This window comes from Polaromonas sp. P1_E1_2 (assembly GCF_056406035.1).
This window is the reverse complement of sequence record NZ_JBFUAZ010000054.1, coordinates 1-12237: the sequence shown is the minus strand read 5'-3', so window position 1 is coordinate 12237 and position 12237 is coordinate 1. Positions and strand designations below refer to the sequence as shown.

Annotated in this window: 13 protein-coding genes and 1 pseudogene; 6 read left to right on the top strand and 8 right to left on the bottom strand. The window is 62.1% G+C overall.

Features of this window, described 5'->3' with window-relative positions:
* Nucleotides 1-1002: NAD-binding protein (locus AC1D1P_RS05040; RefSeq protein ID WP_477672269.1), on the top strand; the 1002-nt coding region annotated here is incomplete at its 5' end.
* Between the two features lie 82 nt (nucleotides 1003-1084).
* On the opposite strand, the gene AC1D1P_RS05035 is transcribed toward AC1D1P_RS05040, so the two are convergent.
* The 6 genes from AC1D1P_RS05035 to AC1D1P_RS05010 all read right to left on the bottom strand — a co-directional run bounded on the left by AC1D1P_RS05035 (nucleotide 1085) and on the right by AC1D1P_RS05010 (nucleotide 8058).
* Nucleotides 1085-3307, bottom strand: a complete 2223-nt coding sequence (locus AC1D1P_RS05035; RefSeq protein ID WP_477672268.1) for a serine/threonine-protein kinase — start codon at nucleotides 3305-3307, stop codon at nucleotides 1085-1087.
* Nucleotides 3308-3442: 135 nt separating this feature from the next.
* A complete protein-coding gene (locus AC1D1P_RS05030; RefSeq protein ID WP_477672267.1) occupies nucleotides 3443-4333 on the bottom strand; it encodes an adenylate/guanylate cyclase domain-containing protein in 891 nt (296 codons plus the stop codon).
* A gap of 211 nt (nucleotides 4334-4544) precedes the next feature.
* The gene (locus tag AC1D1P_RS05025) at nucleotides 4545-5300 is read right to left on the bottom strand and encodes a sulfite exporter TauE/SafE family protein (protein WP_477657778.1); all 756 of its coding nucleotides are present in this window, start codon (nucleotides 5298-5300) and stop codon (nucleotides 4545-4547) included.
* 164 nt (nucleotides 5301-5464) lie between these two features.
* Complete coding sequence (pcaF, locus tag AC1D1P_RS05020) at nucleotides 5465-6667, bottom strand: 3-oxoadipyl-CoA thiolase (RefSeq protein ID WP_477672266.1); 1203 nt, start codon at nucleotides 6665-6667, stop codon at nucleotides 5465-5467.
* Nucleotides 6668-6694: 27 nt separating this feature from the next.
* On the bottom strand, nucleotides 6695-7345 hold the full coding sequence (locus AC1D1P_RS05015; protein WP_477668313.1) for a 3-oxoacid CoA-transferase subunit B: 651 nt from the start codon (nucleotides 7343-7345) through the stop codon (nucleotides 6695-6697).
* On the bottom strand, nucleotides 7342-8058 hold the full coding sequence (locus tag AC1D1P_RS05010; protein WP_477668314.1) for a 3-oxoacid CoA-transferase subunit A: 717 nt from the start codon (nucleotides 8056-8058) through the stop codon (nucleotides 7342-7344). Before AC1D1P_RS05010 ends, AC1D1P_RS05015 begins: the two co-directional genes overlap by 4 nt.
* Nucleotides 8059-8170: 112 nt before the next feature.
* Between AC1D1P_RS05010 and AC1D1P_RS05005 the strand changes: the two genes are divergently transcribed.
* Nucleotides 8171-8962 carry an IclR family transcriptional regulator gene (locus AC1D1P_RS05005; protein ID WP_477672265.1) on the top strand — a complete coding sequence of 264 codons (792 nt, stop codon included), beginning with the start codon at nucleotides 8171-8173 and terminating at the stop codon, nucleotides 8960-8962.
* 115 nt (nucleotides 8963-9077) lie between these two features.
* Here AC1D1P_RS05005 and AC1D1P_RS05000 read toward each other — a convergent pair whose 3' ends face one another.
* Complete coding sequence (locus AC1D1P_RS05000) at nucleotides 9078-9299, bottom strand: hypothetical protein (RefSeq protein ID WP_457282237.1); 222 nt, start codon at nucleotides 9297-9299, stop codon at nucleotides 9078-9080.
* A 193-nt stretch (nucleotides 9300-9492) separates the two neighbouring features.
* On the opposite strand from AC1D1P_RS05000, the gene AC1D1P_RS04995 reads away from it, so the two are divergent.
* Nucleotides 9493-9927, top strand: coding sequence for a DUF1841 family protein (locus AC1D1P_RS04995; protein ID WP_477668316.1), 435 nt, complete (start codon nucleotides 9493-9495; stop codon nucleotides 9925-9927).
* Between the two features lie 122 nt (nucleotides 9928-10049).
* Here the strand turns inward: AC1D1P_RS04995 and AC1D1P_RS04990 are convergent, their stop codons facing one another.
* Nucleotides 10050-10718, bottom strand: a complete 669-nt coding sequence (locus AC1D1P_RS04990) for a c-type cytochrome (RefSeq protein ID WP_477672264.1) — start codon at nucleotides 10716-10718, stop codon at nucleotides 10050-10052.
* A gap of 135 nt (nucleotides 10719-10853) precedes the next feature.
* On the opposite strand from AC1D1P_RS04990, the gene AC1D1P_RS04985 reads away from it, so the two are divergent.
* The 3 genes and pseudogenes from AC1D1P_RS04985 to AC1D1P_RS04975 all read left to right on the top strand — a co-directional run.
* Nucleotides 10854-11708: an AAA family ATPase gene (locus AC1D1P_RS04985; RefSeq protein ID WP_457282248.1), complete on the top strand. Its 855-nt coding sequence runs from the start codon at nucleotides 10854-10856 to the stop codon at nucleotides 11706-11708.
* Nucleotides 11709-11892: 184 nt separating this feature from the next.
* On the top strand, nucleotides 11893-12120 hold the full coding sequence (locus tag AC1D1P_RS04980; protein WP_477668318.1) for a hypothetical protein: 228 nt from the start codon (nucleotides 11893-11895) through the stop codon (nucleotides 12118-12120).
* Nucleotides 12121-12122: 2 nt separating this feature from the next.
* Nucleotides 12123-12237 (top strand): annotated as a pseudogene (locus tag AC1D1P_RS04975) (GNAT family N-acetyltransferase); the annotation flags it as partial.

Below are 12237 nucleotides of genomic sequence, written 5' to 3'. Positions count from 1 at the left end.
CTCTTCTTCATTGCCGTCGGCATGAGCATCGACTTTGGCGTGCTCTGGAAATCGCCCGGGCTGATGGCCGCCATCCTGGTGGGCTTCCTCGGTTTGAAACTGGTGGTGATTTACGGCCTGGCGCGCCTCATGAAGCTGCCTTTCCAGGAACGCCCGGTGTTCGCGGTACTGCTGGCGCAGGGCGGCGAGTTCGCCTTCGTCGTGTTCCAGGCAGCAGCCGGGGCGCATGTGTTTTCCGCTGAGATCGCCTCACTGCTGATAGGCGCGGTGGCACTGTCCATGCTGCTGAGCCCGCTGCTGCTGGTGGCCGTCGACAAGTTGTTGCTGCCGCGCTGGGCCGGCTGCGACACGCCGCAACTCGAAGAAATCTCCGAGCAGCAGGAGGCGCCGATCATCATTGCCGGTTTCGGCCGCTACGGCCAGATCATCGGCCGCATGCTGCTGGCCCAGGGCATTCCGGCCACCGTGCTGGACCACGACGCGGAAATGGTCGAAACCGTGCGGGCTTTCGGCTACCGGGTGTTTTACGGCGATGCGACGCGGCTGGACCTGTTGCGCACGGCCGGCGCGGCCACAGCCAAAATCCTGGTGCTGTCGGTCGACGACATGGAGCAATCGCTCAAGATCGTCGACCTGGCGCGCGAGCATTTTCCGCAGATGCAGATCGTCGCCCGCGCGCGTGACGTGACGCACTGGAACGCGCTGCGTGACCGCGGCGTGATGCAGGTGGAACGTGAGGTGTTCGAGTCCAGCCTGCGCAGCGCGCGCACGGTGCTGGAACTGCTGGGCCAGCCGCCGCACGAAGCGCGCCAGGCGGCGATGCGCTTTCGCCGGCACAACCTCGAGCTGTTTGAACGCATGTACCCGCACCGCAAGGACCGTACCAAGGTCATCGCCGTGGCCACCCAGGGGCGTTTACAACTGGAAGAGCAGCTGGCCCAGGAACGCCAGCAACAGGCGCAGCGCCGGCCTGCTGCCTGGCATGCCCAGGAATCCGAATAAAAACAGCTCCAGGCCTTTAGTAGCGGGCGCGAGCAGCTATTGATTTTATAGCACCCGCCTGTCCAGGGATATTGAACGGCAATTACCGGTTCGACTGCTGCTCGGCGTCACGCCGCCGCTGCTCCATGGCCCGCCGTTCCACACAGGCCGGATGCTGGGCGAAGCCCGGCTTGGCACACTGCTCAGACATGCAGATCTGGAAACCGAGGAGGATGCGCCCTTCACAGGCCTGCCGCGGATTGCCGGCCGCGGCCTGCGGCGCCGGCGTGGCAGCGTGGTCGGTCGCCGAAGGGGAAGGGGTAGCGGCGGATTTGGGCTGAGCCTGCTTGGCCTGCCGCTCTTTTTCCAGTGCAGCTTTTCGGGTGGCGACCGCAGCCGCAAGCGCCGCCCTGGAGGCCGCAGACAGGGGTGCCCGCGCCACAGAAGAAGAGGCAGCCGAAGCCGCAGGCTGGGCCTGCGCAGCTTGCACTGCGGGTGCAGCTGCAGCAGGCGCCGCGGACACTACGGGCGAAGTGGACGCTGCCGGCGTGGCCACCGCCGCGCCGGGCGCTGCCTTGGCCGCTATATTGGCCGCTTTATTGGCCGGTATGGCAGACGGGGCGGCAGGGGCAGCGCGACCGGAAAGGGATTTCCATCCAAGGCCAATCACGGCCAGCGCCACCAGGCCCGCCAGACCCCACACCAGGTAGCGGTAGGGTGCAGGTGAAGCTGCCTTTGCGGGTGTCGTTGCGACCCCGGGCGACGCCAGGGGACTGCGCCGCCGTGCCGATTTTGACTTTATCGGCGGCCGTGCGGCGTCGTTGGTATTCGCGGCTGGGCCCATGGCGGGAATTGCGGCTGCACCTTGCGTTGGCCGCCCGCTGGCAGGCTCAGGTGCTGCCGGGCTCACGGGTGCCTCGCTGAACACGGTCTCCGGCCAGTCGGTGGATGCATCATGCTCTTCCTGGTCCGGCTGAGCCGCCGCAGCGACCACCGGTGTCCCCAGGCGCGTGGCATCCGGGTCATCGGCGGCGGGCTTCACCGGCACATGAGGCGGCAAAGGCGCCTTGGCTGCCGCCTCTTCAAGGGCCTTCCAGGCCATATCGGTGTCGGTCCCGGAGGCGGATACGCTGGCCGGCGCTGGAGGGGCTGGTTGTGTATCGGGACGCGGAACAATCAGCGTTCCGGTACCCAGGCGCCGGCCGATGTCCGAGTCGTCTGCGCCAGGCACGCCGAGTTTTTTGAGGCGGCGGCGCGCCAGGTCGGCATAGATACCCGACGGGAACTTGGCCAGAAAGCCCTGGATGTCTTCCACATCCATGGACTCCTTGATGTCTTTCCAGTAGACGAGCTCGAGCTCCTGCGTCACGACCGAGATGTTGGCGCTGGTGCCTGACGGCTGGTCAACCAGCGCTTCGCCGGACAGCATGGTGGAAGTCCAGGTTGAACTGCTGCCGGGCCCGGGCGGCACGGCGGTCGGAACCACCGAGATATCGGGCGCCTCGCGTGCCGCGGCCTGCAGCGCAGCAAGGAACTCCTGCGCGCTGGCATAACGCTGGTCGCGCGATTTGGCCAGGGCCTTGGCCACCACGGCATCCAGCGCAGCGGGCAATCGGGCATTGAACGCACCCGGCATGACCGGGGTATGCCCGACGATCTGCTGGATGGTGGCGAAGTCGGTGTCACCGTCAAACGGCCGCTTCCCGGTGAGCAGTTGATACAGCACGATGCCAGCGGCAAACAGGTCTGCGCGGGCGTCAATCGGCCGGCCCTGCACCTGCTCGGGCGACATGTATTTCAGCGTTCCGACCATGGAACCCTGCGTACGGGTGGCTTCGCCGGAATCCTGGATGCGTGCCACACCAAAGTCGGTGAGCTTGACACGCCCGCTCGTCTCGATCAGCAGGTTGGCCGGTTTGATGTCGCGGTGGACGATGCTTTGCCTGTGCGCGTAATCCAGCGCCGAAAGCAGGTCACCCATGATGCCCAGGGTCTGCTCCAGGGTGTAGAGGTTGCCCTTGTCCAGGTGGTGCTTGAGGTCGTCGCCGTCGACGAATTCCATGACCAGGAAGGCAATGTCGCCGTCACGGTCGGAGTCATAGACGCTGACAATATGYGGATGCTGCAGGCGCGCCGCAGACCGGGCCTCGGTGCGAAAACGCACTTCGTACTCTGCGGCGGCTTCTTCCGACAGATTTTCGACCTTGATGGTCTTGATCGCCACCCGGCGGTCAAGGTTGGGATCCCGCCCCTCATACACCAGCCCCATCGCCCCCTTGCCGAGGACGCGGATGAGATCGTAACGGCCAAGTTTCTTGAGACTCATGAGGGAATGGAAATGGACGTAACTGGCGGAAACCGTGCTGCGGGCCTGTGGGGGACGCCTACGTCTTGAAACAAAAAACGATTCTAGCCTGCATCATGCAGCGAAAAATGTCCGGAATCCGCCCTCTTCCGCGGATCAGGTCCTGATGGAAAACGTGACAAGCGGGGCATTTTCGTCGGTACGCTCGCAGCCCGGCACGATCTGGCCGCTGCCAACCAGGTAGCACTCGGTGCGCCGCAGCACCACCGCCTCACTCTGGTTGCCCAGGTACACCCAGGTGCCGTAGCWGGAAGCGTCTGTCAATACAAAATGCCCGCCGCGCCATTCGAGGGTGGCATGCATGCGCGAAACACGGGGGTCGTTCAAGGTCAGCGCCGCATCGGCGGCCCGGCCCAGCGCCAGCTTGCTGCTTTTCGAATCCAGCCTGACGGTTTGCTCCGCAAAGCTGAGTTCGAGGAAGGCCTGGCTGGGTGAAGAGAACATCGAACGCCCGGCCATCGTGGCATCCTCGTCGCGGCCAGCCTGCCATTCGACCCGGTAGACATGGCTGGCTTCAGCCCTGCCGCGCAGGTACATGGGGCCCATGCTGCGCAGGGATGCCCTCTGGGCGGGCAACAGGGCAGTCCAGACGTTTTCGGTCGTGAGGATCTGGGCGGCACCCGCAAGGTCTGCGAGCCGGGCGGCGGAATTGACGGTGTCACCGAAACAGTCGCCGTCGATTTCAACCACTTCACCCGACTCGATACCCATCTGCATCTGTACCGGGGTGCCGCTGCCGCCCGGCTTGATCGGTTTTTCCTGAAGCCGTTTCTGGATGCTGATGCAGGCCGACAGCGCGTCACCTTCGTTGGGAAACACCACAAAGAGGCCGTCACCCAGCAACTTGACCACCCGCCCCTGGTGTTGCTGGAAGACCTGGCTCAGCACGCCGATGAGCTGGGTCACGAAGTGCGATGCCGTTTCATCGCCCAGCCGTTCGAACATGCTGGTGCTGCCCACAAGATCCGCAAAAACGACTGTGGTCATGAGGGGCGTTAGCCGCGGTGCGCGCTTCTTGTTCTCATGCCAGCGATTCTCACAGAAATTTGCAGTGAAGAGGCCGGTGAAATTCCCGGGCTCTCCGCAACAACCCAGCGGATGCGCCGGGTTTCACAGGCCGCAGTAGACGGGAAAGGGAAATACCGGTAAAGCAATTGCAGGGCGGTATCAAAACCTGCGCTACCTGCTTCATGCGTTTTTAACGGAAAGCATCCCAAAGCAGCTTGCACCCGGTCAGCAGCATGCCGACATACAGCAGACGGTAGAAAAGCACCGGGCTGATGCTCCGGGCCATGCGCACGCCTATCCACACGCCCAGTGGCGCCAGCGGCAGCAAAACCAGCGAAGTCGCCATGTTGCGCAGGTCCAGCAGACCCAGCCAGGCATACGGAATCCACTTGGAAAGGTTGATGACAAAAAAGAAGGCGGCCATGGTGGCCGTGAACTTCACGGGGCTCAGGCGCATGGGAATCACATAGGCGCTCAGGGGCGGCCCGCCTGCGTGAGACACAAAGCTCGTGAAGCCCGAGGTCACCGTCAGAATGGCGCCCAGCCACTTGGGTGGTGGCGGGCTGTCGGGCCGGGGCGGGAACAACAGTCGCTGCGCCAAAAACAACAAGGTGAATATTCCCACCACCCCAGCCACGACCCTGGCGTCCAGCACCTTGAACAACAGCGCCCCCACCACGGTTCCCACCAAACCAAAAGGGATCAGGAATTTCAGAAACTTCACATCGAAGTCCCGGCGAAAAGCCGCCAGCCCCAGCAAGTCCATCAGCAGCAGGACAGGCATCAGGATGGCGGCGGCCTGGGGCACCGTGACGGCCAGCGCCATGACGGGAACCGCAAGAGAACCGAAGCCGGCCCCAAAACCACTTTTGCTGATGCCCAGCATCAGCACGGCAGGAATCGCCACCGCATAGAAAAAGGGGTCGGTGATCAGCGGGAAATCCATGGATTCAAGCGAAAAACATCAGTTACCCAGAAGGGACGGGCGCAAGCAGCTATTAAAACAATAGCAGACCGGAACCGAGGATGTATTTCACCACAGGCCGTCCATGCAATGGCGATCGCCTCAGACGCCCCCGTGCGCGAGGGGATGCCCAGTCACGGTCTGGGCTAGACACGCTCCAGAATCACCGCGATGCCCTGCCCTACTCCGATGCACATGGTGGCCAGCGCATAACGGCCGCCGCCCTTGTGCAACTGGTTGACGGCCGTGGTGGCCAGGCGCGCGCCCGAGGCGCCCAGCGGGTGACCCAGCGCGATGGCGCCGCCGTTGGGGTTGACGCGCGGATCGTCGTCCCGCACACCCAACATGCGCAGCACAGCCAGACCTTGAGCTGCAAAGGCTTCGTTGAGTTCGATCACGTCCATCTGCGCCATCGTGAGACCGGTGAGCGCCAGCACTTTTTGTGTGGCCGGGGCAGGGCCGATGCCCATGATGCGCGGCGCCACACCGGCAGTGGCCATGCCGACCACGCGCGCCTTGGGTGTAAGGCCGTTCTTTGCGGCAGTGGCTTCGTCGGCCAGCAGCAACGCGCAAGCGCCGTCATTCACGCCGCTGGCGTTGCCGGCGGTCACTGTGCCGTCGGGCCGCACCACGCCCTTGAGCCTGGCCAGCGCTTCGAGCGAGGTTTCACGCGGGTGTTCGTCTTTGCTCACCACGATGGGGTCGCCCTTTTTCTGGGCAATCGTCACCGGCGTGATCTCAGCGTCGAAGTAGCCGGCCTTTTGTGCGGCCACGGCTTTGAGCTGGCTGGCCAGCGCCATTTTGTCCTGGTCTTCGCGGCTGATCTTGTAGTCGGTAGCGACGTTCTCGGCCGTCTCGGGCATGGCATCAACGCCGTATTTTTCTTTCATCAGCTTGTTGATGAAACGCCAGCCGATGGTGGTGTCATACACCGCGTTTGCGCGGCTGAAGGCGCTCTCGGCCTTGGGCATCACAAAGGGCGCGCGGCTCATGCTCTCGACACCGCCGGCGATCATCAGGGTGGCCTCGCCCGACTTGATGGCACGTGCGGCGCTGCCCAAGGCATCCAGGCCCGAGCCGCACAGGCGGTTGATGGTGGAGCCCGGCACGTCCATGGGCAGGCCCGCCAGCAAGGCGGCCATGCGCGCCACATTGCGATTGTCTTCCCCGGCCTGGTTGGCGCAGCCGTAAATCACATCTGTGACGGCCTGCCAATCCACGTTCGGGTTGCGCGCCATCAGCGCCTTGATCGGGATCGCACCCAGGTCGTCGGTGCGCACGCTGCTGAGGGCGCCGCCGTAGCGGCCGAAGGGGGTGCGGATGGCGTCGCAAATGAAAGCTTGGGTCATGGTGTGTGTGCGTTGAGAGAAGTGAGATCAGGCGGCCGCAATCGGCAGGCCCACCAGTTTTTCAAGTTCGGTGTGTGTGAGGCCTTCGACGGTGTCGATCAGCTTCAGACCCTGCGGTGTGCATTCCAGCGTGGCGATGTCGGAGTACACACGCTTGACGCAGGCGATGCCGGTCAGCGGATAAGTGCATTGCTGCACCAGCTTGCTGGCGCCCTGCTTGGTCAGCAAATCCATCATCACCCAGGTTTGCCGCGCGCCTATGGCGAGGTCCATGGCGCCACCCACTGCGGGAATCGCGCCTGGCTCGCCGGTGCTCCAGTTGGCCAGGTCGCCCGTGGCCGAGACCTGAAACGCGCCCAGTACGCAGATGTCGAGGTGGCCCCCGCGCATCATCGCGAAACTGTCGGCATGGTGGAAGAAGGAGCCACCCTTGAGCAGCGTTACCGGCTGCTTGCCGGCGTTGATCAGGTCATAGTCTTCCTCGCCTTCGGCAGGCGCAGGTCCCATGCCGAGAATGCCGTTTTCGCTTTGGAGAATAACCTCGCGCCCGGCCGGCAAATGGTTGGCTACCAGCGTGGGCTGTCCGATGCCGAGGTTGACGACGGCCCCGTCAAAAATGTCTTGCGCGACGCGGGCTGCGAGCTGGTCTTTGGTACGGCGTTGGTAGGTCATGGTCATGCCGCCTTTTTAAAACCGCCTGCTTGCGTGGCGGTGCGTTGAATCTTCACGATGTGATGGACAAAGATGCCCGGGGTCACAACGGCTTCGGGGTCCAGCGCGCCGAGCTCGACGATCTCGTGCACGGTGGCAATCGTCTTTTCCGACGCGGTCGCCATTACCGGGCCAAAGTTGCGTGCGGCCATGCGGTAGGTGAGGTTGCCCCAACGGTCGCCGCGCTCAGCCTTGATAAGGGCCACGTCACCGCGGATAGGCATCTCAAGCACGTATTGCTTGCCGTTGATTTCGCGGGTTTCCTTGGCGCTGCCGTCGGCGTTGCGCGCCAGCTCGGTGCCATAACCCGTGGGGCAGAAGAAGGCGCCTATGCCGGCGCCCGCGGCGCGTATGCGCTCGGCCAGGTTGCCTTGCGGCACGAGTTCGAGCTCGAGCTTGCCGCTGCGGTACAGGCCGTCAAACACCTGGCTGTCAGCCTGGCGCGGAAAGCTGCAGATGATCTTGCGCACGCGCCCGGCCTTGAGCAGCGCCGCCAGGCCCGTTTCGGCATTGCCGGCGTTGTTGTTGACGACCGTCAGGTCTTTGGCGCCCTGCTCTATCAGGCCGTCGATCAGCTCATTGGGGATGCCGGCAGTGCCGAAGCCGCCAATCAGCACGGTTGAGCCGTCTTTCACATCCGCCAGCGCGTCGGCGACGGAGGCGGCAATTTTGTTGATCATTCCAAAGTCTCCAGCTGCGGGCGGCTTGCAGAAATCATTGAGCCACCACTTAAATATTGTTCGACATAAGAACAAGAGTTCGTATAATGAATTCTAGGAGATTTTGATCACCATGGCAAACGCTGCATCCACGTCCATTACCGGCCCGAAGCCCGGAGACGCCTACGTCCAGTCGTTTGCGCGCGGGCTGGAGGTTATACGCTCGTTCAGCACTGAAGCACCGCGGCAAACACTGACTGAAGTGGCCGGTCGCAGTGGCTTGAGCCGTGCGGGCGCGCGCCGCATTTTGCTGACGCTGGAGACGCTAGGCTACGTGCACAACGACGGCAAGCTGTTCAGCCTCACGCCGCGCATCCTGGATCTGGGCTTTGCCTATCTGTCCTCCATGCCGATCTGGAACCTGGCTGAGCCGGTGATGGAAGCGCTGGTCGCGGAGGTCAAGGAGTCGTGTTCGGCCGCGGCTCTGGACGGCACGGACATCGTCTACGTGCTGCGTGTGCCGACGCACAAGATCATGAGCATCAGCCTGGGCGTGGGCTCGCGCCTGCCGGCTTACTGCACGTCGATGGGGCGGATGCTGCTGTCGGCCCTGCCTGAGGCCGAAATCATGAAATGCCTGCAGGCCTCAGAGCTGACGGCACGCACCAAGTACACCGTGACCGATGTGAAGGAGCTCATGGCCAGGATCGCGCAGGCCCGCAAGCAGGGGTGGTCGCTGGTGAATCAGGAGCTGGAGGAAGGACTGGTGTCGATGGCCGCACCGATCACCAACCGCGCCGGCCAGACAGTGGCAGCGCTCAACATCAGTGGCCAGGCCAACCGCACCAGCGCCAAAGCCATGCAGGAAACGATGCTGCCGCAACTGCTGGCGGCGGCGCGGGCAATCTCGCGCATGTTGATTTAGGTACACCCCTGTCCAGGCTCACTGCGTGTAGCCTGTTCTCCCCTCTAGGGGACGGCGCCTGCGGTCTGGCAAAGCCAGTCCCGCGGCCCCCGCTGGGGTGGGACAGAGCGTGGGACTATGACTTTTTAAAGCCAACGACCAGGACTACTGCGCCCAGCACGATGGCGCCCAGGCTGAGCCACTGGGGAATGTTGACGGACTCTTTTTCTTTCACGGTCAGCTGGATGGGGCCGAGCTTGGCGGCGGTCGTGTCTTTGGTGAAGCTGAAGCCGCCGGTGAAGAAACCGGCCAGGCCCAAAACGATCAGGATAATGCCTGTGATGCGTGCTGCGTTCATGTGAAATCTCCTCGCCGGGCTTGTGGGTCGTTATGAAGTAGCCTTGCCCCGGAACTGCGCCACTGTGATTCGTAATGTAGGCAGAGGTGCAAAAACTGTCTGTAGGACAGGGCCGGTGAGCCCCGTGGCCCGAACACTGATAAGCAAACCACCACGCCGGCGTTGGAAAACCTCTGCGTGATAACCTTTCACCATGTTCACTCCCTCGCAAGCCGACGTACGCCGGTTTTTCTGCTCTGTTTATGCCAAAGCCCTCGCCGGACAACCGATGGAGGCTATCGAAACCATAGCAAGTCAATGGATTGAAGAGCATCCCGAATACCATGCGGACTTTGCCGACGCCGACAGTGCGCTCGAAAAAATGTACGACGTGGAAGCGGGCAAGACCAACCCCTTTTTGCATCTGTCCATGCATTTGTCGATCAGCGAGCAATGCTCCATCGACCAGCCGCGCGGAATTCGCCAGGCCGTCGAGCTGCTGACGGCCAAACGCAACTCGCTGCACGATGCGCACCACGAAACCATGGACTGCCTGGGGCAGATGGTCTGGGAGAGCCAGCGCGCCGGACGCCCGCCCGATGGCGCGGCCTACATCGACTGCGTGCAGCGCAGGGCAACCAGAGATTGAGCCCCCACGCTTTTCACTTCGTGTAATGCGCAGCGGCCCCTGCTGGTGAAAACGCATACAGACCGGGCCCATAAAAAAAGCCGCTGATACAGCGGCTTTTTTGTTGAGCGAAAGATTCCGGTTCAGCGGAATTTTTTCTGCGGAATGGTCTTCAGGTCGCCGTCTACCGACGACAGGTAGTTGGCCAATTGCTTCAGCTCAACATTGGTGTACTGCTTGGCCATGCCGGACATGATGGCATTGCCGCGGCCAACCTTGGGGTTGTTTTCTGTCTTGTAGGCCTTGAGCGCCACGAACAGGTAGTCAGCATGCTGACCACCAATCTTGGGATAGGCCGGATCAATCGGTTTGCTGAAGTTGGCGCCGTGGCAAGACGCGCAGTTGGCCTTGTTCAACAGGGCCTGGACTTCCGCGCTTGGCTCTTTGGCCGGCTTGGCCGGCAGCTCTGCGGCGCCGGCCACCACACCGTCAGCACTGTAGTGCGCGGCGAGGTCGGCGATGTCCTGGTCGGTCAGCGAATCGGCAATGGCGCGCATGGTGGGATGTTTGCGGTCGCCTTTTTTGTATTCATTGAGCGCGGCGACGATGTATTTGGCGCCCTGGCCTGAAATCATCGGGACCTTGTAAACCTCGGGGAAAGAGGYTTGGTAGCCCTTGATGCCGTGGCAGCCGATGCACATGGCATTCTTGGTTTCGCCGGCTTTGGCATCGCCCTTGATCTCCTGGGCAAGGCTTGCAACCGTCACGCAAGAGACAGTTACGGCGAATATCGTGGTGAACAGCTTATTCATTTTGCGCGCACAATCAGGTGGGAATTCATCGTATAAAACAACCTTGGATTATATCTGGGCCTGCCGAGACCGGGCACCCCTTGCCGGCAACCCGCGCAAACGCCCTTTCAATTTTCACTTCCTCCCCCCAAGAACATGAAATTTCTAGGTTCCAAGAACTACGTCGCCACCCAGGATCTGATGCTGGCCGTGAATGCCGCCGCCGCCCTGAAAAAACCGCTGCTCGTCAAGGGCGAGCCGGGTACCGGCAAGACCATGCTGGCCGAGGAAGTGGCCGAAGCGCTCAACTTGCCGCTGTTGCAATGGCACATCAAGTCCACCACCAAGGCGCAGCAGGGCCTGTATGAATACGACGCGGTGTCGCGTCTGCGCGACTCGCAATTGTCGACCGTGGACGGTGGCGAAAAGGTCAAGGACATCCACAACTACATCGTCAAGGGTGTGCTGTGGCAGGCCTTTACCTCGGAAACGCCGGTCGCGCTGCTGATCGACGAGATCGACAAGGCCGACATCGAGTTCCCGAACGACCTGCTGCGTGAAATTGACCGCATGGAGTTCTATGTGTATGAAACGCGTGAGCTCATCAAGGCCAAGCACCGGCCGCTGGTGTTCATCACCTCCAACAACGAAAAAGAGCTACCCGACGCGTTTTTGCGCCGCTGCTTCTTCCACTACATCAAATTCCCCGACGCCGACACCATGAAGCAGATCGTGGACGTGCACTTCCCCGACCTGAAGAAAGAGTTGCTGACCGCAGCCATGAAGACCTTCTACGACGTGCGCAACCTGCCTGGCCTGAAGAAGAAACCGTCGACCTCAGAGTTGCTGGACTGGCTCAAACTGCTGGTCGCCGAAGACATCCCGCTGGACGCCCTGCAAAGCAAGGACGACAAGGTCGCCGTGCCGCCGCTGGTGGGCGCATTGCTCAAGAACGAGCAGGACGTGACCCTGTTCGAGAAGCTGGTTTTCATGCAGCGCAACAATCGCTGAACAACATGTACATCACAGAACCTATTGCGGAATTGCAGCTGATCAAGGTGCAGTACGGTGACATATAGGTAACTGTGAAAAATCAACAATCTTTTCGGCTAGCCCTCACAGTCCTTGATGAACTAGATCCGCAGACCCTGCAGCCAATCCGCAAAATTATTGTCGCCAGTTAGAGCTAACTCATATGAACCAAAAATCACTGCTGATCGAAGGCCTGTCGGACGCGGTCGGCTTTGTCGGCGGCGCGCTTCTCGGCTTTTGGGCCGGCCATCTGCTCGGCTTCGACATTTTTGAAGCCGGCTACGGCAACGGCGCCATCGCGGGCATCGTGCTGGTGGGCCTGGGCGGCGGCCTGGGGCTGCAAGTGGCCCGACGCTGGAGGAACCGGCAAAAACCCGAAGGAGAGAAGTAAGCATGGCGTTTGTCGAACCCGTGACCCTGGAAGCGCGAGGCGTACGCCTCGTACCGCTGGCGCTGGCGCACGAAGCAGGCCTTAAGGCCGCAGCCGCCGACGGCGAACTCTGGAAGC